Below are 21,407 nucleotides of genomic sequence, written 5' to 3'. Positions count from 1 at the left end.
TGAATAGATTTCAAAAATAAAAATCTATTCAGGGGGGATTTTTATGTCTTTCAATAGAATAATTCTTTTGCGGAACGCTCTTGTGACAGCTGGCCTTGTGAAAGGAGATGTTTTATGACTAATTTTATAAGGATTTCAGACTTTTAATTTAAGCAATCAATGTTCGAATAATATATTTAAAATGAGCAGTAGTGAAGCTTTAATTATGGTTGTTAGCCATGAACAAGCGAGGCAAGGCTGTAAAGGCTAGCGGGAGAAATAGATCTTTGTGAAGTGGTTCAGAGCTTAACGATTTTTGTCGCACTCTCACTTCCTACTTGCTGGAAATCGGATGAAAATTTAATTTAAACATTGCATATCCCGGGCGCTTCTAGGATAATAGAAGTGATAGACTGTAACCGGGTCCAAGGACCTAGAAATAATAATTTAGAGGTGAAGTAATTGTTCGATAAAGTTGATGAGCTCGGCGTAAACACGATTCGTACCCTCAGTATGGACATGATTGAGAAGGCTAATTCTGGCCACCCCGGCTTACCCATGGGTGCAGCGCCAATGGCTTACGTGCTCTGGACGAAACACTTAAAAGTGAACCCTAAAACGTCAACAAACTGGGTTGACCGTGACCGTTTTATTCTTTCTGCTGGTCATGGATCAGCTATGCTTTATTCGCTCTTGCACTTGGCAGGTTATGACGTGACTATTGATGATCTCAAGGCATTCCGCCAATGGGAAAGTCGGACACCAGGCCACCCCGAAGTGAACCATACAGACGGGGTTGAAGCGACCACTGGACCACTCGGCCAAGGGATTGCGATGGCTGTTGGGATGGCCATGGCTGAAGCCCATTTAGCCGCCCGTTATAACCAAGCCGACCACAAGATTGTGGACCACTATACCTATGCCCTTTGCGGGGATGGGGACCTGATGGAAGGGATCTCCCAAGAAGCAGCTTCCTTAGCTGGTCACCTAGGTCTCGGCAAGTTAGTGGTGCTCTACGATTCGAACGATATTTCCCTAGATGGTCCGACCTCTAAGGCCTTCACAGAGAATATCCAGCAACGTTTTGAAGCGAATAATTGGCAGTATCTCCGGGTAGAAGATGGTAACGATATGGCAGCCATTGACCAAGCCATTAAAGAAGCCAAGGCTCACACGGACCAACCGACTCTGATCGAAGTGAAGACAGTGATTGGTTACGGGGCACCTAATGCTGGCAGTTCAGCTGTCCACGGGGCACCCCTAGGTAAGGAAGGCATCCTAGCAGCCAAGGCTATCTACCAGTGGGAAAACGATGATTTCTTCGTTCCTGAAGAAGTTAAGGTTCGCTTCCAGGAAGAAATGGTAGAAGCTGGCGCTCAGGCTGAAGCTGATTGGGAAGCAAGCTTTGAGGCTTACCGCCAAGCTTATCCAGACTTAGCCCGCGACTTTGAGCTGGGCTTCAGCCAAGAATTACCGAGTGACTGGGCAGAAGACCTGCCAGTCTATGATACAGATTCCAAGTTGGCTTCACGCCAATCCAGCCATGAAGTCCTCCAAGCCCTCTCAGAGAAATTGCCTTATCTCTGGGGTGGGGCAGCTGACCTGGCGTCTTCTAATAAGACCATGGTCAATGCCGAAGAAGATTTCACAGCTGACAACTATGCTGGACGCAATGTCTGGTTCGGTGTGCGTGAGTTCGCTATGGCAGCGGCGATGAATGGGATCCAACTCCACGGCGGCAGCAAGGTCTACGGGGGGACCTTCTTCTCCTTTGTTGACTATCTCCGCCCAGCCCTCCGCTTGGCTGCTATTCAAGGGACAGCGCCTGTCTTCGTGATGACTCACGACTCCGTAGCGGTTGGGGAAGATGGCCCAACCCACGAGCCTATCGAACAATTAGCCAGCATCCGCTGCATTCCTAATGTGCAAGTCATCCGTCCAGCAGATGCCAACGAAACTGTTGCGGCTTGGAAGCAAGCGATTGAAAGCCAAGATCAACCAACTGTTCTTGTTCTTAGTCGTCAAGGACTTCCAAGTCTAGAAGCGACTGTTCACGCACCGATTGATAAGGGAGCCTATGTAGTGTCACCCGCTCAAGGAGCCCACGACCAAGCAGCCGGCCTCCTCTTAGCAACTGGCTCAGAAGTTGCCCTAGCTATCCAAGCCCAAGCTAAATTAGCTGAAGATGGGGTGGACGTAGCGGTTGTCTCCATGCCAAGCTGGGACCGTTTTGAAGCCCAAGATGAAGCTTACAAGGAAAGCATCCTCCCAAGCCAAGTCACCGCCCGTCTGGCTGTTGAAATGAGCGCCTCCTTTGGTTGGGAACGTTATACTGGCAGCCAAGGCGCCAGCCTGACTATTGACCAGTTCGGTTTCTCTGCCCCAGGCGACTTGATCCAGGAAAAACTAGGTTTCACTGCTGACAATGTAGCAGACAAGATGCGCCAAGTGATTGATAAGCAAAAATAAATCCATTAAAGGATAAGGCTGTGCCAATTGAAGGCACAGCCTTTTTCTTATTTAGCTTCTTTATTACATGGTCTTGGTGAGCAGACGTTACGCTTTTGAATTTGATTATTAAATATTAATAGAAAGCCTTTAAACACTGACCACTAACATGAAAAATAATAAAACCGTTATTAATTGCTTAGCCTTACTAGAACTCTGTTACACTATATTTAAATAAAAAATAAATAACGAAGGGCCTGCTCACTTGCGGTGTCGATTAAGGATTGTTTCTTTTGTAAGCCAACAGACTTACGAAATCCTGGTAAACGAAAGGGATTTGACCTTGAAAGGAAAGTTTAAAAAAGGTATAATAGATTAGTAATCGTTTTCATTAACTTTTTATATTTATACTAATTGACCAAGGAGGTATTGAGATGGTTGGAATTATCCTCGCCAGTCACGGTGAGTTTGCGAATGGTATTTTGCAATCGGGTGCCATGATCTTTGGCGACCAAGAAGATGTAGCGGCAGTGACTCTGCTTCCTTCTGAAGGCCCCGACGATGTGCGGGCCAAAATGGAAGAAGCTATCGCATCGTTTTCTGATCCTGACCAGGTATTATTTTTAGTTGATTTGTGGGGAGGGACGCCCTTCAACCAGGCCAGCAATCTCTTTGAAGGCCACGAAGACAGCTGGGCCATTGTGTCCGGGATGAACCTGCCTATGGTGATCGAGGCTTACGCTTCACGCTTTTCGATGACAACTGCCCAGGAGATTGCCGGGCATATCCTAGCAACAGCTAAAGAAGGCGTCAAGCCCCTACCGGAAGGCTTGGCGAAAGATGAAGCAGAGACAGAGCAAGTCCAAGCTGAAGAAGCTCCCGCCAGCAGTGGTCAGGTGGGGAGTCCTGGACAGATGGATTTTGTCCTGGCTCGGATCGATTCCCGGCTCTTGCACGGTCAGGTCGCGACAGGCTGGACCCGGGCTACTCATCCCACGCGGATTATTGTAGTATCGGATGCGGTAGCTAAGGATGAGCTGCGCACCCAACTGATCAAGCAGGCGGCCCCATCTGGAATTAAGGCCCACGTGATTCCGATTGACCAGATGATTAAGATCGGTAAAGACCAAGAACACTTCGGTAAGGAACGGGCGCTCTTGCTCTTTGAAAATCCCCAAGATGTCTTGCGGGTAGTTGAAGGCGGCGTCCCACTGGAAGAAATTAATGTGGGTTCTATGGCCCACAGCAAGGGGAAGGTCCAACCCAACAAAGTCTTGGCCTTCAGCCAAGAGGATATTGACACCTTTAAAGCCTTGAAAGAGCAAGGCCTACGTTTCGATGTCCGCAAGGTTCCGGCTGACCAAGGCGACAATATGGACAGTATCTTACAGCAAGCTCAGAAAGAACTCGACAAGCAGAACGCATAGAAATATCGCTTAAGGAGGAAGCAGTCTTATGGATTTAAATATTATCCAAATTATCTTAATTATCTTTATTGCCTTCTTAGCTGGTACCGAGGGGATCTTGGATGCCTGGCATTTTCACCAACCTGTGATTGCCTGCACTTTGATTGGTCTCGTAAGTGGCCAGCTAGGACCCTGTCTGATGCTGGGTGGTTCCTTACAGATGATCGCCTTGGGTTGGGCTAATATTGGGGCAGCGGTTGCTCCGGATGCGGCCCTAGCCGCTGTGGCATCAGCTATTATCTTGGTCTTAGGGGGGCAGGGGCAAGCCGGAATTGGTTCAGCCATTGCCTTGGCCGTCCCTCTAGCTGTGGCGGGTCTACTTTTGACCATTATCTGCCGGACCCTAGCAACTGGGATTGTCCATATTATGGACGGGGCCGCTGCTGAAGGGAACGTTCGTAAGGTAGAAATCTGGCATATGATCGCGATTGTCATGCAAGGGGTGCGGATCGCCATCCCTGCTGCTCTGATCCTAGCTATCGGGGCAGGTCCTGTGCGTGAACTTCTCTTGGCTATGCCCGACTGGTTGACAGATGGTCTGTCCATTGGCGGGGGCATGGTGGTTGCTGTGGGTTATGCCATGGTGATCAATATGATGGCTACCCGGGAAGTTTGGCCTTTCTTTGCCATCGGTTTCGTTCTTGCTACGATCCAGGAGCTGACCTTGATTGGACTTGGGGCAATTGGTATCGCGCTCGCTTTACTTTACCTCCAACTCTCTAAAATGGGCGGGTCGTCGAACGGCCAATCCGGACCTAAACATACCGGGGACCCTGTCGGCGACTTGATTGATGACTATTAAAGAAAGGAGAATTCGTAATGGCAGAAGGCGTTAAACTATCGAAACGTGACCGGATTTCCGTCTGGCTACGTTCCACCTATCTCCAAGGTTCTTGGAACTATGAACGGATGCAGAATGGTGGCTGGGTCTTCTCGATGATCCCAGCTATCCGTAAACTCTATAAGACGAAAGACGAACAAGCAAAAGCCTTACAGCGGCACTTGGAATTCTTTAATACCCACCCTTATGTGGCTTCACCGATCCTTGGGGTAACCCTGGCCTTAGAAGAAGAACGGGCTAATGGGGCACCTGTCGATGATGTCGCTATCCAAGGGGTTAAAGTTGGGATGATGGGTCCTTTAGCAGGGATCGGAGACCCGGTCTTTTGGTTCACTGTGAAGCCGATTATTGGGGCCCTAGCCGCATCACTGGCCATGGGGGGCAATATCCTAGGCCCAATCATTTATTTTGTGGCTTGGAATGCTATTCGTTTGGGCTTCATGTGGTATACCCAAGAGTTTGGCTATAAAGCAGGGTCTAAGATTACCGAAGACTTGTCAGGAGGCCTGCTCCAGGACATTACCAAGGGAGCTTCCATTTTGGGGATGTTTATCCTCGGCTCCCTAGTTAACCGCTGGGTGGCCATCTCCTTCACCCCTGTCGTTTCAGAGGTTCCGCTAGACAAGGGGGCTTACATCGAATGGGATAAACTCCCTGCCGGTGCAGAAGGCATTAAGGTCGCTTTAGAACAACAGGCTCAAGGCCTATCGCTCGATCCGACTAAGGTAACCACCCTCCAAGATAACTTGGATAGCTTGATTCCTGGTTTGGCGGGGCTCTTACTGACCCTCTTCTGTATGTGGTTACTGAATAAGAAGGTCTCACCAATCGTGATTATCCTGGGTCTTTTCGCAGCGGGGGTTATCCTTCATGTGGTTGGGCTCATGTAGTTAAAAAAATTTCAACAGTTAGTCCTGGCCTCCACGCTACAAACTGAGGGCATGCCTTTGCCTGGCTCCTCCTTTGTTTCAGTGATCCAGGGCTTTCTTAATTTTTGTGCCTGCTGTTGAGTATCGGAAAGGAGTTTCTATGGTACAGTCTTTGAACCAAGAGGTCGTCTATGTGACCAAGGCAACATCGTTTTTAGGGATGACAGATTATGGTAAGATTCTCTTAGGTAATGCAGCTTTTGAATTCTATGACGACCGCAATCCTGCCAACTTTATCCAGATTCCCTGGGAGGAGATTGATTATGTGGTGGTTTCCATCCTCTTCTCTGGTCGCTGGATCCCCCGCTTTGCCATTCAGACAAAAAAAGCCGGCAGCTTCAGCTTTGCGGCTAAAGATGCCAAGGCTTTGTTGCGCCAAGTGCGCGAGTATGTACCAGCCGACCGGATTGTCCGCTCGCTTTCTTTCTTTGAAGTGGTTAAGCAGGCTTTGGGCTGGGGGAAGAAATCTTAGTTCTGCTTTGGATTAGGATGCGAGCAGATCAGACTTGCCTCTCCTCGGACTTTAACGCTGTGGATAGCATGCGGGATGATGAAGGACTGGCCGGCTACGATGTCGTAGGTCTTACCATCGGCTTCGATTTGGGCCTGGCCCTGGATGAGGCTGACCAGGCTGTAAGGATGGTTCGACGTGTCGACTTGGATTTCCTCCTTGACTTGCCAGTGGTAGACGGTGAAGTGGGTATTGGCCCAAAGCTCCGTGATTTGTCCGCCTGCCTGGGTTTCTGTGTGGGCTTGGGCCAGGGTATCTTGACTAGGAAAATGTGTCACATCGGCCGCTTGGTCCAGGTGGAGTTGCCGCTTCTGCCCATCCTTATCTTTGCGGTCATAATCATAGACCCGGTAGGTAGTGTCAGAGCTTTGCTGGGTCTCTAAGATAAGGGCCCCGCCTCCGATGGCATGGATGGTTCCGGCTGGTACAGGGAAGAAGTCGCCGGCTTTAATCGGAAGGCGTTTGAGGAGCTTATCCCATTGGCCTTCGCCAGCCATTTGTAGAAATTCTTCACGGCTCTTGGCGCAGTGGCCATAGACAATCTCCGTTCCTTCATCCGCAGCGATGACATACCAACATTCGGTTTTGCCGAGTTCGCCTTCATGGGTCCAGGCGTAGGCGTCATCGGGGTGGACTTGGACAGAGAGGTCCTCCTTGGCATCGAGAATCTTCACCAGGAGGGGGAAGTTAGTATCCTCAGGCTGGCCGAAGCCGAAGAGTTCTGGCTGGTCTTGGTAAAGCTCAGCTAAGGTCATACCAGCATAGGCTTGGGGTGAATGAACACGCGACGGGCCGTGGGGGTGGCCGGAGATAATCCAGGCCTCCCCGGTATGGTCAGAAGGCAGTTGGAAATGATAGATATCTTTTAATTTTTGCCCGCCCCAGATCTTTTCTTGGAGGTAGGCGTCGAGAAATATGAGGTCCATGCTAAGACTCCTTTCAAAGGCTTGTGTCTCCTATTATACGTACTTTAAGGAGGGAATGAAAGGGTGTCTAAGCTGGCAAAATAGAAAAGCGATAGAAGGAGGAAGAAGCAATGAAGAGACAAGATGCGATTGTGGAATGGGTGAGCCAGAAACGCAAGGTATCTGTGAATGAATTAGCAGACCATTTCCAAGTCTCCAAGGTAACCATTCGGAAAGACTTGGATCGTTTGGAAGAGCGGGGGATCCTGAGCCGCCAGCACGGCTATGCGGTGGTCAGCTCTAGCGCGGATATGAATTACCGTCTGGCAGTGAACTATGACCTCAAGCACCGGATCGCCAAGCGGGCAGCGACAGCCATCCACGATGGGGATACCGTGATGATTGAATCGGGAGGCACCTGCGCTCTTCTAGCAGAAATTCTTGCCTTTGAAAACCGCGACATATTACCAACTCGACCTTTATTGCTTCCTTTGTCCGCAAGTCTGCCACTGTGAAGTTGATTCTCCTGGGTGGGGAATACCAGAAGGACTCCCAGGTCTGTGTGGGCCCCTTCCTGCGTGAAATTGCTTCCTACTTTCAGGTCCACCATTTCTTTATGGGCATGGACGGTTTTGATTTAAAGAAAGGCTTTACAGGCGTTGACGTTGCACGAATCGATGCGGCCCGGACCCTGGCTGAGTCTGCCCAAGAGCTTAATGTGCTGATGGATTCCTCTAAATTTACTAACAGCCAAGGCATCCTACAATTTCGCTTGGAGGAGGTTGACCGGGTCTACACGGACACCGGGATCCCCCAAAATATTTCCCAGGCCCTAGACCAGGCCGGGGTAGATTTGGTCCAAGTGCCGGCTGAAGAGGAATAGCTTAGCTAAAATAATAATAAAAAGCAAGAGCTGCCACTTCTAGTCTAAGAAGGGCTAGCTCTTGCTTATTTGTTTTATCTTAGATTGTATTAAAGAACACCATTCCACTTTGATGGTGGTCGTTAAAGAGAGACATGGCATGAGCTCGAGTGGAGCGACTTAGAGATGAAGTTAGAGGCTGTGTTTGCAGCGTTGCTAGCTTCTTCTCATCTAGTAAGATTCTGAGTTAGAGCAGACTTGAAGTGATTTCACCCAATCGGAACGATCGGCTAAAGCCGCTCTTTTCCGTTTGGGCTCCAATCATTCAAGTCTAAGCGCTCTTGCTCACACCCTGCTTTAGTCGGGTTCGCAAGAGCAGCTTTGGAGTGCTTTCGCAAGTCGGGAACGTGCAAGCAGGGCTTGCCCTTATCCCGACTTACTCCAAGCATCCAAATCTAAGCGCTCTTGCTCACACCCTGTAGTCGGGTTCGGTCTGGCAGAAATAGCTCCTCTTCACCAAAATCCGCCGAAGACTTTCAGTCTTCTCTGGCTTTTGGCTCCAGAGGTCTATTTCTCCCGCCAGCCCTCTCACCCTGTTTGTTTAATCGTCTAGGCCCGGGAGCCAGTCGAGGACGTCTTGGATGTGGGTGTCCCAGTAGTCCCAACCGTGGCCGCCGTCTGCTTCTTGGAAGCTGAGTTGGAGTTGGTCTTGGTAGCGGTCTTTGAAATCATGGTTTTGTTCAATGAGTTCATCTTCGCGACCGCAAGTGAGGAAGACCTTAGGCAGGTCGATATCGGCTTCTATAGCTTGGTCCACCAGCTGGTAGATGTCTTTGTCAGTGCCCTTGGGATCTTGGCCGCCGTAGAGGAGGTCGAATTCAAAGGGCGACTTTGGATCAGGACCTTCTTGGTAGCGGGCGGAAAGGTCGGTGACGCCAGATAAGGAGGCCACATAGCCGTATTGCTCGGGATAAGTGAAGGCCGCCTTGAGGGCACCATAACCGCCCATAGAAGCCCCTGCGATGAAGGTGTCCTCCCGCTTGCTGGAAACGTGCAGTAGGTTTTGGATATAGGCAGGTAGTTCCAGGCTGATGAAGTCGCTATAGGCATAGGACTTAGCTGTATTCATGTAGAAGCCGCGGTGGGTAGTCGGCATCACGATCACTAGGTCCAGATCACGGGCATAGCGTTCAAGCGAGGTGAAGCGTAACCAGCCGTCCTCATTGCTGGATAGGCCGTGTAAGAGGTAGAGGACACGGTAAGGGGGACGGCGCTTTTGCCGGATGGCTTCAGGGGTGCGCTCACAGTTTTGCGGGACAAGGATATTGAGGTGCATATCCATGCGTAGGGTATCGGAATAGAAGCTAGCGTGTAGTCGGGTCATATATTTTCCTCCTTTAGTTTGCTTTGACTTCATTATAACAAAATCTATTAGACCGGTCCCTCTCCTTGTTTTTCGCACGCTTTTAGCTTGCTAAATCCATTAAACTATTGTATATTGTTAATAGTATCACTAGATAAGAGTGGGGGTATTTACATGGTTAGGCTATGACTATAGATGAATGACGCTAGTTTAGCAAGCACGTGTAAATGCGCCTTTTTAATGAGCTTTAGGTCTAGGTCTTGAGGCTGTCAGGTTTTTTATGCCTATTTTTAGCCTCGTCTCAAGCCCTTAGAAAAACTAACTCGTATCTACTAAGCGCTCGCATTTGTTTGCGAGCGTTTTTTTCTATCCAACTTGAAAATCTCGCTAAGCTCGCGTAAACTGTCTACTTAGCTGAATAAGAATTGGAGGCGATTCCTTTGACCATCGATAAAGATAAACTAGAAATGGGGAATGAAGAGGCCCTCCCCCTCTCGATTAAGGAAGAAATTGAAGAGCAATTGGCCGAAAACCAGGATTGGAATGAGAACTATGCGGCAGCGACGAATTCGGAACGCTTCGCAGACCCTAACCAGTTCACTGAACTGAGCTTGCGCGACCCTGAGCTCTATGAAGACGTATTGGCTGCTTGCCAGGAAGTGATCGACCCGGAGCTTGGGATTGATATTTATAATTTAGGTTTGATCTATGACTTGCTCTATGACGGGGACGGGCACTTGTGGGTGCGGATGACGCTTACCATGCCAGGCTGTCCCTTAGCTGATGTGATCTTCCAGACCCTGATGGACAAACTCCGAGAGATTGAAGTAATTCAGGATGTTAAAGTGGAATTAGTTTGGCAGCCCATTTGGAGCCCGGATCGTTTAACGCGTTATGCGCGGATTGCACTGGGACTCCGTTAGAGCCAACGACCGAGGTCGTCAGTTCCATTCAGTAAAGAAGCTCTCTAACAGGTACTTGATTACTACCATCACAAATTAAAAGACCGTTTTAGGATGATAAAAGTTTTCTCCAACTTTGATAGTCGATTTCCTTGCGCTTCCTACTTGTTAGCCTGTTCTTTACTGAAAGAGCTGGCGACTGCGCCAGGCCCTCATATCGGATCCCCCCCATTACCGATCCGATTGAGGGCTTTTCTTAACCTAAGATAAGGAAAAGCTAAAGAGAAGAAATGTTTTTATTATGGAGCCGAAATAATACGCTATAATAGGTAACAATAGTTGTTTTTTATTTGGGCTTATGGTAACGTTTGAGTGAATACATTAAAAAGACATGCGAATAAAGAATTGGTCAAAGAAGCCCTTGTTGAGGAGTTCTGAGAGCAAGTCTATAGCTGCATTTGGCTTTTTAATGGGGATATAGAGAGCTTGCTTGTGGGGCGTAGTTAACTGATGATTCATTTGCTTAGCTATGCGAAGGGGCTTTTACGCCGCATCATTCAACAAATTACCGGCGGAGTATCCATTATTCAAAGAGAGCTGGCTACTGCTAGCTCTTTTTTATAACATTAAAACTAGGAAAAGTTAACGAGTGAAGCTTTAAATAGAGTTGAAATGAAGGTTCTGTACGGTTAAACTGTTAATTATGATCATGTAATTTAATGGAGGAAAACGATGGGGAGATTAAAGCAGTATTTAACCTTTATAATGTTGGCCCTTATTTACCTGACGGGATGTTCAAACGCTGGCATGGGAACTGGAGAAGAGACCTCTAGCTCTAGCCAAGAGCCAGAAGCTATCCAAGCTAGCTTGAAAGAAGAAAAACCAGAGATTTCTTTTATAGTTCCTGAAGATTATTGTCCAGATGCGGCATTGCTTGATCAATTCGAAAATGAAACTGGGGTCCGAGTGAAGCTAGTGCCTAGTTCTTGGGACACCATCTACAAAGAAATCTCACAGAAAGCTGTGGGAAAAGAGGCAGGAGCTGATATCTTTGCCATTGACTGGTCCTGGCTAGGGGAATTCAAGACAGCTGGTTGGCTGGCCCCCTTAGAGCTAGACGAAGAGACAATTAAAGATATACCTACAGTTAAGAATTTTCACGTGGGTAATGCCTATTACGCCTTGCCTTATGCCAATGATTACTGGTTGGCCTATTATCAGCCTGAAGCCTTTGCTCAATTAGGTCGGGCACCGCAAAACTGGTCAGAAGTTAGCCAGTTTGCAGAAGCTGTGCAGAGAGAAGCTAGCCAGACTCAACCTCTAGCCCTCCCTCTAAGTGGGGATGAGGCGACGAGTCGCTTTTTCTTTACCATGAATAAGGCATTGACGGGAGAGGTCTTCTCTAAGGACTACCGGCTAAACCGCGACAATGCTCTAGCGACCCTAGAAGTTTTGAATACTCTCAAGCAAAAAGGACTAGTTGAACCAGGCCAGCGGTCCCAAGCTAATCTTTTTGTTGAAAGTTTGAAAGAGGGAACAGCTGCTTATAGTTTGGGGCCAGTTGCACCTTATTTCCAGAGCCAGACCAAAGGACAAAATGAGCCCCGCTTAGCCCTTCTTCCTGGTGATAACCAAGCATCTAAAGCTAGTCTCTTTTTTGGGCCAGGGCTAGCTATTTCTTCTTACAGTGACCATCCAGAAGCGGCTCAATTATTTGTTGAGTGGTATACTTCGGAAGAGAGACAAGTAGCAGCTTTTGAAAAATTTGGGCTTCTACCTACCCGGCAATCAGCTCTCAACCAGGTCTTATCTTCAGGTCAAGTAGTGGGGGCAGATACTATTGGGCGCGTGTCAGAGGGGGCGGGGGCACTCTTTAGCAATGGTGCTCCTAGCTATTATCGTGAACTGAGTCATACCCTTGCTCGAAGTATCCATGAGATGCTAGAAGGAAGGCTCAGTCCAGAAGAGGCTGCTGACCAAATGACAGAAGAGGTCGACGCGATTGTTGAGCGCAACCTTTAATAGTCTGCGCTTTCTATTTGGCCGACGTCTAACATCGAGAAATAGCAGTTTTTTAGTAAGTTCCACACTTGCTAAGAAACTGCTTTTTTGTATTTATATTGTTCTTTTTTTGTTTATATTTTAAGCTTAAGTTTTATCCTTTCCATATCGTTAGTTATCGCCCCTCCCTATCAGCTATCTGAAAAATTCAAGAATATTAAGCTTTCGGGCCATTTTTGTTTTTCTGCTGATTCAGAACGCCTTTGATTTGGAATTGACAGGGGCTGGCTGACCGGCTATGATTTAGCTCGTAAAAAATAAGTGCTTGAAAGGAGTGAGGGAATGGATTGGGAATTCATAGGGGCGGTCTTACCGGAATACCTCAAAGCAGCAGGGCTCACCTTTGCCCTGGGCGGTTTGGGTGTTGTCCTATCGCTGCTTTGTGGTCTAGTTTGTGCTTTGGTCCGCTATTGGCGCCTGCCTGTCCTAACTTACCTCGTCCAAATTTATATCGAACTGTCTCGCAATACCCCTTTGGTCATCCAGCTGTTCTTTTTGTATTATGCCTTACCCAAACTCGGTGTGGTCTGGCCATCTTCAGTCTGTGCTATTGTCGGCTTGACCTTTTTGGGATCCTCTTACATGGCTGAAGCTTTTCGATCAGGTCTCGAGGCGGTTCCTGAGAGTCAGTTGGAAGGGGCCTACAGCCTGGCTTTAACCCGCCAGCAAGCCTTTCGCTATGTTATTTTGCCCCAAGCCTTGGCGACTTCGGTACCGGCCCTCATGACGAATGTGGTCTTTTTGATTAAGGAAACCTCCATGTTCAGTATTGTGGCTCTGGCGGACCTCATGTATGTGGCCAAGGAACATATTGGCCTCTATTACAAGACAGATGAGACCCTCCTACTCCTGGTTCTGGCCTACACCGCCTTGCTCTTGCCGCTCTCGCTTCTGGGACATGCCCTAGAAAGGAGACTCCAGCATGGCTAATTCAGGTCTAGAAATTCTCTTTGAGGGGAATAATTTCCTACGCTTACTAGAAGGACTTTGGGTGACGCTCAAATTGGCCCTGATTTCCATGGGCCTCTCCTTAGTCCTGGGCCTCTTCCTAGGGGTCCTGATGACGAGTCGCTACCGGGTCATCAAAGCCATCTTGCGGGTCTATGTTGAATTTGTCCGCGTGATGCCGCAATTGGTCCTAGTCTTCTTGGTGTATTTTGGAGCGGCTAAGCAGCTGAACTTAAATTTCTCTGCTGAGGGAGCAGCAATCCTCGCTTTTACTTTCTGGGGGACGGCGGAATTGGCAGAACTGGTGCGGTCAGCGATTGAAGCCCTGCCCCGGCAACAGACGGAGAGCGGCTTGGCCCTGGCTTTGAGCCGCAGCCAAGTCTACCGCTATATTATTATGCCGCAGATCATCCGCCGCCTCCTTCCCTCCATCACGAGTCTGATGACCCGGATGATTAAGACGACAGCTATTGTGGTCCTTGTTGGGGTGGTCGAAGTGATCGCAGTGGGTAAGCAGATAATTGATATGAACCGCTTCGACTATCCAGATGGAGCCATCTGGATCTATGGGGCAATCTTTTTCTTATATTTTGCTGCCTGCTATCCTTTCTCAAAGATCAGCCAGTATTTGGAAAAGAAGATGCAAGAAGGAGGTCGCTAATGGCAGACTTATTGATTGAAGTTGATAATTTACACAAATCCTATGACGGACAGACAGAAGTGCTCAAGGGTATCTCCTTAGCTGTTGAGCGGGGTGAGGTGACGGTCATCATTGGCCCTTCAGGCTGTGGCAAGTCGACCTTCCTGCGCTGTCTCAATGCCCTCGAAGCAATCGATGCCGGTGAGATTCGCTTTAATGGCCAGCCCATGGGCCAGTCGGAAAGTGAAATCCGGGCGCTGCGAGAACAGGTGGGGATGGTCTTTCAATCCTATGATCTCTTCCCCCATCTTTCCGTTATTGATAATCTGACCCTGGCTCCTTGCAAGGTCCAGCAGCGTGACCGATTAGAGGCTGAAGCGGAGGCCCGTGAGCTCTTAGCCAAGGTTGGATTGGAGGACAAGGCAGCAGCCTATCCCCGCCAGCTTTCTGGTGGCCAGAAGCAGCGGGTGGCGATTGTCCGAGCTTTGATGATGCATCCCGAGGTGCTTTTGTTGGATGAAATCACCGCTGCCCTGGACCCTGAGCTCGTCCGAGAGGTTTTAGATGTCGTTTTAGAACTCGCCAAAGAGGGGCTAACCATGGTGATTGTGACCCATGAAATGGCCTTTGCCCAAGCAGTGGCTGACCAATTGCTCTTCTTCGATGGGGGAGAGATTGTCGAGCGCAGTCGCGATCCCCAAGCCTTCTTCCAGCTGCCCACGACCCAGCGTGCCCAGCAATTTTTAGACCGTTTAACATTTGACCGATAAAAGGAGAAAAAGAAAATGAAGAAAAAAATATTCGCGCTCTTAGCACTAGTCGCTTTATTCCTTACCGCTTGTCAATCTGGCCAGCAAACCGACAAAGAGCCTGCCGCGACGGCTGGTAAGCAGGCGGCGGCCCGCAGTCTCGCGGAGATTAAAGACTCAGGCAAAATCCGCATCGGTGTCTTTGCGGATAAGATGCCCTTTGGCTATGTCGATGATAAAGGCCAGCCTCAGGGTTATGATATCGAACTCGCTAAGAAAATTGGGGAAGACCTCTTAGGGAGTGCCGACAAGGTAGAATTTGTTCCCATGGATGCAGCTAGCCGGGCTGAATTCTTGAAGTCCGGGAAAGTTGACATTACCCTGGCCAACTTCACGGTGACCGACGAACGCCGCGAGCAAGTGGACTTCGCCCTCCCTTACATGAAGGTAGCTATCGGAGTCGTTTCACCAGAGAAAGCCCTCGTTACCGATATTAACCAGCTTAAGGATAAGAAATTAATCCTGGTCAAGGGCACGACGGCAGAGAACTACTTCCAAAAAGAAGCGCCTGAGATCAAAAATATCGATAAATATGACGCCTACCAAGAGGCTTATGATGCCCTAAGAGATGGCCGGGGTGACGCCTTCTCCACGGATAACACAGAGGTCCTGGCCTGGGCCAATGAAAATCCAGGCTTCAAGGTAGGCATTGAATCCCTAGGTCAAGAAGATACCATTGCCCCAGCCGTTCAAAAGGGAAATCAGGAATTAAAAGATTACTTGGATGACTTGATTGTCCGTTTAGGTCAAGACCACTTCTTCACCAAGGCTTATGACAAGACCTGCCTGCCCGTTTATGGCAAGGATGTTGATCCTAAGCAGATTGTCCTTGAAGGCGATGACCTTAAAGCTTACTATGATGCCTTTAACTACGCTAAAAAATAAAATGCCAAATCAAAAATCCCGCCAGCTTGCTTGCTAGCGGGATTTTTGATGGATAGGCTGGCGGTCAATGATCGACTGTTGTCGCAGGCGCCAGACCTCTTATAGGCTTCCCATTTTATACTCGAAAAGTTTATCTGGTTCTTCAAGGCCAATATTTCTTAAGCCGCGGCGTTTGAGCCGGGCAACAATTTTTTGAAGTTCAGGATAAGAACAAGTATCGGAAAGGAAGAATGTCAGGTGGCAGAGACTGGGGTCTTCGAGATCGGTCAAAGTAATCATGCTATTGATCGAGCAGACCCGGCTAATAATCTTCGTCACCTTGGACATGGTCCCCCTTGATTCTTGAGGAACCGTAACGGTTAAGATATAGCTGCTGTCATTTAACTTCCAAGAATGACTGAGCATGCGCTCGAATTGATGGTGGGTGAGCAAGCCGAAGAAGCGGTTGTCCTGGTCGAGAACTGCGATATAGGGCAAGTCACGGATGTTAAAGAGCACACGGTAGAAGGAACTATCTACACTCACATATTTAGTGGCGTTCTTGAGCAAGAGGGTGACCGGTTCGTCGAGTGATTGGCCCTCCGCTAGCCTTTGATAGAGATGTGAGCGGTAGATATTACCTCTAAAAATCTTCTCATTGTCATCTAGGATGGGAATGCAGCGGAATTGGTGATCTTCTAAAATGATCAAGGCATCACGCATCGTTGTAGATGCCGTAACATAAACCACATCTTTCTTTTGAATGGTAAAAGATGAGATATTCATTGCTAGGATACCATCCTTTCTGTTGACCGTATACAAGTATAACACACCCCCTCAGATAATGAGAAGGATTTAAGTTTTATTGGAGCTAAGAATAGAAAAATTTAATCTAAAACCTCCTTTTTCTTAGTGAAAAACCAAAATTGTACCACAAAATAGACTTTAAAAAGGCTTTTTAAGACTTAGACCCCGATTCAAGTGTTAACCCCTTACATTTTCTAAGAACTTTGCTATAATAAAATAAAGGTCATAAGCCTTTATAATATCATGTGGACTTAATGAAAGGAGAGATGCAATCGATGGCAGAAGTAAAAATGCAAAAAGTCGATTTAACAAAAGCACCCTATAATTTAGATGAAAAAGGTGTTCAATGGGTTGAAGACACCATCAAAAACATGTCAATTGATGAAAAAATTGGCCAATTATTCTTTAATATGGGGGCTAGCGCAGAAGAAGATTACTTAAAGAGCGTCCTTGATACTTATCATATCGCAGGGGTTCGCTATAATAAATCTGATGCGGATACCGTCTACAATCAAAACAAGATTCTCCAAGAAAACTCTAAGATTCCTGTTTTAATCGCAGCGAATACAGAAGCAGGTGGGGACGGCGCTTGTACTGACGGGACCTATGTTGGACATGAAGTGAAGTTAGCCGCTACTAATGATCCAAAATATGGTTATGAAATGGGCCGAATTGCAGGGGACGAAGCAGCAGCTATCGGCTGTAACATGTCATTTGCACCAATCGTTGACTTACAAAGCAACTGGCGCAACCCAATTATCTCTGTTCGTACCTGGTCAAGTGATGTTCAAAAAGTCATTGATTTCTCTCTAAACTATCTCAAGGGAATCTCTGAAAAGGGCATCATTGCAACCGCTAAACACTTCCCAGGGGACGGGAATGACGAACGTGACCACCACTTATCATTTGCAACCAACCATTGTTCAACTGAAGAATGGGATAATTCATATGGTAAGATTTATTCTTCACTCTTTGATGCAGGCCTACCAGCTATTATGGCAGGACACATTGGCTTACCATCTTATGCTAAAGCCATTAACCCTGACATCTCAGAATCAGAAGCAATGTTACCAGCTACCCTATCTCGTGAAATCCTCCTTGGCTTATTGAAAGACAAGATGGGCTTCAACGGGGCAGTTATCACTGACGCTTCTCACATGGTAGCGATGACTGGTGCTTTATCACGTCGCGACATCTTACCAACAGCTATTGCTTCTGGTTGTGACCTCTTCTTATTCTTCAATGATCCAGACGAAGACTTCCAATGGATGAAGGAAGGTTACGAAAACGGAACAATTACTGATGAACGTTTAGAAGATGCCCTTCGTCGTACCCTTGGCTTGAAAGCTTCAATTGGTCTTCACGAAAAAGATCCTAAGAGCTTGTTAGCACCTAAGGAAGAAGCCTTGGCTCATATCAACACTGAAGAAAACCAAGCAATGGCTCGCGAAGTAGCTGACCAAGCCATTACCTTAGTGAAGAACAACCAAGAAGATGTCTTCCCTGTAACACCTGAACGTTACAAGAATGTTCTTCTTGTTATGAATGAAGGCGTTAAAGGCGGCTTCGGTCAATTGATCGCTTCAAAAGAATCCCCAGCTGATATCATGAAAGAAATCATGGAAAAACGTGGCTTCAATGTTGAAGTTTGGGAATCAACTGAAGATAAGATTATGAAGTTACCTAAGGAAGAACGTTCAGCTGCTGTTGCTAACGTTTATGCACAAAAACAACCAATCGCTAACCTTACTGACAAGTATGACTTAGTAATTAACTTAGCTAAGATTGCGGCTGGTACTGTTCAACGTGTAGCGTGGCCAGCTTCTAAGGGGACACCAGATAGCCCATTCTATGTGAATGAAATTCCAACCATTATGGTATCTGTTAACCACCCATTCCACCTTGTTGACGTGCCTCAAGTACAAACTTACATCAACGCTTACGATGATAAGCCATTCAACTTAGAAATCTTGATGGACAAATTACAAGAAGGGCCAGAAGCCTTCAAGGGTGTTGACCCAGTAGATTCATTCTGTGGTAAAGAAGACACTTACTATAATGTCAAAGAGGTTTACGAAAACCGTATCAACCCAGCTAAAACAAAAGCATAGATTCTGCGCAATAAATCGATGCATAAAGAGAGGGAGTTTATTAGCTTCCTCTTTTTTATCTCCGCCTAACTTAGCCCTGGTGCTTGCAATTTATGGAGGCAAAAGCTATACTTGAAAGTAATAGTGAGTATTTTCTCATTAATGAAATTAAAGATATGGAACAAAGGAGTAATGTCATAAATGGAAGGTCCCGGTGCCGAGACGGCAATTGTTAGTCAACTGTTAATTATCTTAGTTTTGACGCTGATCAACGCTTTTTTAGCAGGTGCTGAAATGGCTTTTGTATCAGTCAACCACCAAAAGATTGGTCGCTTAGCTGATGAAGGAAATAAGGCAGCTAAGAGAGTTCAAGCCTTGCTTGATGATTCGGATGCCTTTCTATCAACCATCCAGGTGGGAATAACTTTTGCAGGTTTCTTCTCCTCTGCCCAGGCAGCCACGACTTTTGTGGGCTATATCCGCCCTTATTTGGGCCAATTGCCAGGTGCAGATATTCTGGCTTCAGCCTTGGTGACCCTGGTCCTCTCTTATATTTCCTTGGTTTTTGGTGAACTTTTCCCCAAACAGGTTGCCATTCAATTCCCCGAGAAATATAGCATGATGGCTTCGGGAGCAATTGTTTTCTTGAAGCGCCTCTTTACACCTTTTGTCTGGTTGCTTACGGCCTCGACGAATTTATTGAAACGGATTGTGCCCATTGACTTCACTAAGAAGGATGAGCACTTGACCCGCGAAGAGATGCGCGCTTTGATTGAGAGCAGCCAGACAGACGGGGCTATCGATATGACGGAATTCCGCATGATGCAAGGGGTTCTCTCCTTGGATAGCAAGTTAGCTCGTGAAGTGATGGTACCCCGAACAGATACTTTTATGCTAGATATTGATGACCCAGATTCTTTTAATGTTCAAGAGACACTGAGTTCCCAATATTCACGCGTTCCTGTTTTTGCAGATGATAAGGATGATATTCTAGGCGTCGTCCATGTAAAAGATATCTTGCGCCAGGCCCACAAGAAAGGTTTCGACCAAGTCCGCATTAAAGATGTGATCAAACCGGCCTACTTTGCTCCAGAAACGATTTTTATCGATGACTTGATGCTGCAATTTAAGAAGGACCACCAACATATGGCGATCTTAAAGGATGAGTACGGTGGCGTAGTAGGGATTGTTACCTTAGAAGACCTGCTGGAAGAAATCGTTGGCGAAATTGAAGACGAATATGATGAAGCCAATAGTGAATACCGTCAGTTGGATGAGTCAAATTATGCGATCGACGGCATGCTACCTATCTACAAGTTCAATCAGATTTTCCAAACGGATATTCAATCGGATGAATCGGATACCATAGCCGGCTATATGATCGAACAACTAGGTCATTTCCCTGAAGATGGGGCAGCTGAACATTTACAAATTGAAAACTATGAACTGTTAACTACACTTGTTGAGGAGGGGCGGATCCGCGGCATCCGAGTGACCCGCCTAGCAGAAGACGCTAGCCAAGACAATGAAAACAAAGAAGATGACTAATAAAGAAGGTGGACAAGCGGGCAGGTTGATTGCCCTGACCTTGCCCACTCTCTTTTTTTGGGGAAGGAAGATTGGAATGCACAAGTTAAATGAAATGATGGACCGAGCAATCGTCAAGGAAGAGGTACTTGACTTTATGCGCCAGGGGCAAACGGAATTTCCGGCTCCGCTCAAGGCCATTGAAGAGGATGCCCATGAACGCCGGGTCCCCATCATCCCCCATGAAACAGCTGTCTTTCTTGACTTCTTCCTTAGCGTGAGCCAGGCAAAGGAAATCTTAGAGATTGGTACAGCTATTGCCTTCTCTGCTTCTCTTATGACTTACGGTTATCCCGATCGTCATGTAGATACGATTGATCGTTACGATCTGATGATCCAGGAAGCCCAGCAGAATATTGGCAAACTTGTCCTAGAAGACCAGATCCAAATTCTCCAGGGGGAAGCTGCGGAGATCTTGCCTCAATTAACCAAAAACTATGACTTTATCTTTATGGATTCTGCCAAGTCCAAGTACTATGAATTCTTTCCCTACTGCTTAGACCGGCTCAAACTAGGTGGTGTCCTCATGATCGACGATATTTTCCAAGGAGGAACGATCTTTAAGGACCCCAAAGAAGTACCTCGGCGAAACCGTGGAATGAATGCTAAGCTGAACCGTCTCTTAGAAGCCTGTCTGGGGCGACCGGAATTAAAAACCTCGCTACTTCCCCTAGGTGACGGGGTCCTCATGGTGCAGAAACTCCAAGATACGGACCACTTTGATTATATGAAGGAAGGCTAGTAAAAAGGCGCTGATCTGTTGAAGAGATCAGCGCCTTTTCTATCGATAAGTTTGCTATTTTAATTTGGCCATAAATTTTTCTGTGTTAACAATGGCTCGTTTGTGCTTAGCTTCCCCGACTGTCTGGCCATTTTGGTCACTTGCTTGAATGACTAAACTGATAACATTCTTTTTAATTTTTTTGATATCAGCATCAATAGTAATTTCACTGCCGACAGCAGAGGGGGCTAAGTGTTTGAAGTCAACCTCAATGCCAACGGTCGTTTCGCTGCCTTGGCAATGACTTAAACAAATTTCAGAAGCAACATTTTCCATATAAGCCAAGAGGACAGGGCTAGCAAGAACCTCTAATTCCCCTGAACCAACCTGTTTGGCACTTTGCTCTGGACGTACTGTAAAAACTTTTTTCATAAAATCCTCCCCGATAGACTTGACAATACAACACTTCTCTTGTTATTATATCAAAGTTGCTTGTCGGCGCACAGTCTAAAGGCAACTTAATTATTTTAGTAAAAAGGCTTGACCTTTAAACTGAAATGAGATATACTTGAGATCCGCTTGAGAGAGCGGTGAGAAAAAAGTTAAAAACTTTTTCAAAAAATATGTTGACAAGTCCAAAAGACTTCGTTATAATGAATGAGTCGTTAAGTTAG

At 47.1% G+C, this 21,407-nt stretch carries 20 protein-coding genes; 16 read left to right on the top strand and 4 right to left on the bottom strand.

Going from position 1 to position 21,407, the window contains the following annotated elements:
• Window positions 1-441 precede the first annotated feature (441 nt).
• The 5 genes from tkt (at window position 442) to AWM72_RS03510 (ending at window position 6,135) form a co-directional block, all read left to right on the top strand.
• The gene (gene tkt, locus AWM72_RS03530; RefSeq protein ID WP_067973236.1) at window positions 442-2,448 is read left to right on the top strand and encodes a transketolase; all 2,007 of its coding nucleotides are present in this window, start codon (window positions 442-444) and stop codon (window positions 2,446-2,448) included.
• A gap of 413 nt (window positions 2,449-2,861) precedes the next feature.
• Complete coding sequence (locus AWM72_RS03525) at window positions 2,862-3,854, top strand: PTS sugar transporter subunit IIB (RefSeq protein ID WP_067973231.1); 993 nt, start codon at window positions 2,862-2,864, stop codon at window positions 3,852-3,854.
• Window positions 3,855-3,882: 28 nt separating this feature from the next.
• Window positions 3,883-4,695, top strand: a complete 813-nt coding sequence (locus AWM72_RS03520) for a PTS mannose/fructose/sorbose transporter subunit IIC (protein ID WP_067973229.1) — start codon at window positions 3,883-3,885, stop codon at window positions 4,693-4,695.
• A 17-nt stretch (window positions 4,696-4,712) separates the two neighbouring features.
• A complete protein-coding gene (locus AWM72_RS03515) occupies window positions 4,713-5,624 on the top strand; it encodes a PTS system mannose/fructose/sorbose family transporter subunit IID (protein ID WP_067973227.1) in 912 nt (303 codons plus the stop codon).
• A gap of 139 nt (window positions 5,625-5,763) precedes the next feature.
• Window positions 5,764-6,135 carry a DUF956 family protein gene (locus AWM72_RS03510; RefSeq protein ID WP_067973217.1) on the top strand — a complete coding sequence of 124 codons (372 nt, stop codon included), beginning with the start codon at window positions 5,764-5,766 and terminating at the stop codon, window positions 6,133-6,135.
• On the opposite strand, the gene manA is transcribed toward AWM72_RS03510, so the two are convergent.
• Complete coding sequence (manA, locus tag AWM72_RS03505) at window positions 6,132-7,100, bottom strand: mannose-6-phosphate isomerase, class I (RefSeq protein WP_067973215.1); 969 nt, start codon at window positions 7,098-7,100, stop codon at window positions 6,132-6,134. The genes AWM72_RS03510 and manA overlap by 4 nt on opposite strands.
• Window positions 7,101-7,210: 110 nt before the next feature.
• On the opposite strand from manA, the gene AWM72_RS09660 reads away from it, so the two are divergent.
• Together AWM72_RS09660 and AWM72_RS09655 are read left to right on the top strand one after the other, a co-directional pair.
• Window positions 7,211-7,594 (top strand): DeoR family transcriptional regulator, encoded by a 384-nt coding sequence (locus AWM72_RS09660; RefSeq protein ID WP_335338827.1) that lies wholly within the window; start codon window positions 7,211-7,213, stop codon window positions 7,592-7,594.
• Window positions 7,591-7,962, top strand: coding sequence for a DeoR/GlpR family DNA-binding transcription regulator (locus AWM72_RS09655; RefSeq protein ID WP_335338826.1), 372 nt, complete (start codon window positions 7,591-7,593; stop codon window positions 7,960-7,962). The genes AWM72_RS09660 and AWM72_RS09655 overlap by 4 nt, the downstream gene beginning before the upstream one ends.
• 580 nt (window positions 7,963-8,542) lie before the next feature.
• Here AWM72_RS09655 and AWM72_RS03495 read toward each other — a convergent pair.
• Window positions 8,543-9,325, bottom strand: coding sequence for an alpha/beta hydrolase (locus AWM72_RS03495; RefSeq protein ID WP_067973214.1), 783 nt, complete (start codon window positions 9,323-9,325; stop codon window positions 8,543-8,545).
• Between the two features lie 584 nt (window positions 9,326-9,909).
• On the opposite strand from AWM72_RS03495, the gene AWM72_RS03490 reads away from it, so the two are divergent.
• From AWM72_RS03490 to AWM72_RS03465, 6 genes are all read left to right on the top strand, one after another.
• Window positions 9,910-10,227, top strand: coding sequence for a metal-sulfur cluster assembly factor (locus AWM72_RS03490; protein ID WP_067976547.1), 318 nt, complete (start codon window positions 9,910-9,912; stop codon window positions 10,225-10,227).
• A gap of 711 nt (window positions 10,228-10,938) precedes the next feature.
• Window positions 10,939-12,228 carry a sugar ABC transporter substrate-binding protein gene (locus AWM72_RS03485; protein WP_067973212.1) on the top strand — a complete coding sequence of 430 codons (1,290 nt, stop codon included), beginning with the start codon at window positions 10,939-10,941 and terminating at the stop codon, window positions 12,226-12,228.
• 321 nt (window positions 12,229-12,549) lie between these two features.
• Window positions 12,550-13,197, top strand: a complete 648-nt coding sequence (locus tag AWM72_RS03480; RefSeq protein WP_067973209.1) for an amino acid ABC transporter permease — start codon at window positions 12,550-12,552, stop codon at window positions 13,195-13,197.
• A complete protein-coding gene (locus AWM72_RS03475) occupies window positions 13,190-13,876 on the top strand; it encodes an amino acid ABC transporter permease (protein ID WP_067973206.1) in 687 nt (228 codons plus the stop codon). The genes AWM72_RS03480 and AWM72_RS03475 overlap by 8 nt, the downstream gene beginning before the upstream one ends.
• Window positions 13,876-14,625 carry an amino acid ABC transporter ATP-binding protein gene (locus AWM72_RS03470; protein WP_067973202.1) on the top strand — a complete coding sequence of 250 codons (750 nt, stop codon included), beginning with the start codon at window positions 13,876-13,878 and terminating at the stop codon, window positions 14,623-14,625. The genes AWM72_RS03475 and AWM72_RS03470 overlap by 1 nt, the downstream gene beginning before the upstream one ends.
• Window positions 14,626-14,640: 15 nt before the next feature.
• Complete coding sequence (locus tag AWM72_RS03465; protein WP_067973199.1) at window positions 14,641-15,549, top strand: cysteine ABC transporter substrate-binding protein; 909 nt, start codon at window positions 14,641-14,643, stop codon at window positions 15,547-15,549.
• A gap of 99 nt (window positions 15,550-15,648) precedes the next feature.
• On the opposite strand, the gene cbpA is transcribed toward AWM72_RS03465, so the two are convergent.
• Complete coding sequence (cbpA, locus tag AWM72_RS03460; protein ID WP_067973194.1) at window positions 15,649-16,314, bottom strand: cyclic di-AMP binding protein CbpA; 666 nt, start codon at window positions 16,312-16,314, stop codon at window positions 15,649-15,651.
• Between the two features lie 311 nt (window positions 16,315-16,625).
• Here cbpA and AWM72_RS03455 point away from each other — a divergent pair, with 311 nt between their 5' ends.
• The 3 genes from AWM72_RS03455 to AWM72_RS03445 all read left to right on the top strand — a co-directional run bounded on the left by AWM72_RS03455 (window position 16,626) and on the right by AWM72_RS03445 (window position 20,754).
• A complete protein-coding gene (locus AWM72_RS03455) occupies window positions 16,626-18,446 on the top strand; it encodes a glycoside hydrolase family 3 protein (protein WP_067976545.1) in 1,821 nt (606 codons plus the stop codon).
• A gap of 180 nt (window positions 18,447-18,626) precedes the next feature.
• Window positions 18,627-19,973: a hemolysin family protein gene (locus AWM72_RS03450; RefSeq protein WP_067973191.1), complete on the top strand. Its 1,347-nt coding sequence runs from the start codon at window positions 18,627-18,629 to the stop codon at window positions 19,971-19,973.
• Between the two features lie 76 nt (window positions 19,974-20,049).
• Window positions 20,050-20,754 (top strand): O-methyltransferase, encoded by a 705-nt coding sequence (locus tag AWM72_RS03445; RefSeq protein ID WP_067973189.1) that lies wholly within the window; start codon window positions 20,050-20,052, stop codon window positions 20,752-20,754.
• Window positions 20,755-20,808: 54 nt separating this feature from the next.
• On the opposite strand, the gene AWM72_RS03440 is transcribed toward AWM72_RS03445, so the two are convergent.
• A complete protein-coding gene (locus tag AWM72_RS03440; protein WP_067973186.1) occupies window positions 20,809-21,165 on the bottom strand; it encodes a thioesterase family protein in 357 nt (118 codons plus the stop codon).
• Between the last annotated feature and the right edge of the window lie 242 nt (window positions 21,166-21,407).

It is taken from the genome of Aerococcus sanguinicola (assembly GCF_001543145.1).
Lineage (GTDB): Bacteria > Bacillota > Bacilli > Lactobacillales > Aerococcaceae > Aerococcus > Aerococcus sanguinicola.
The sequence above is the reverse complement of the archived record's forward strand: the minus strand, read 5'-3'. Positions and strand labels throughout refer to the sequence as shown.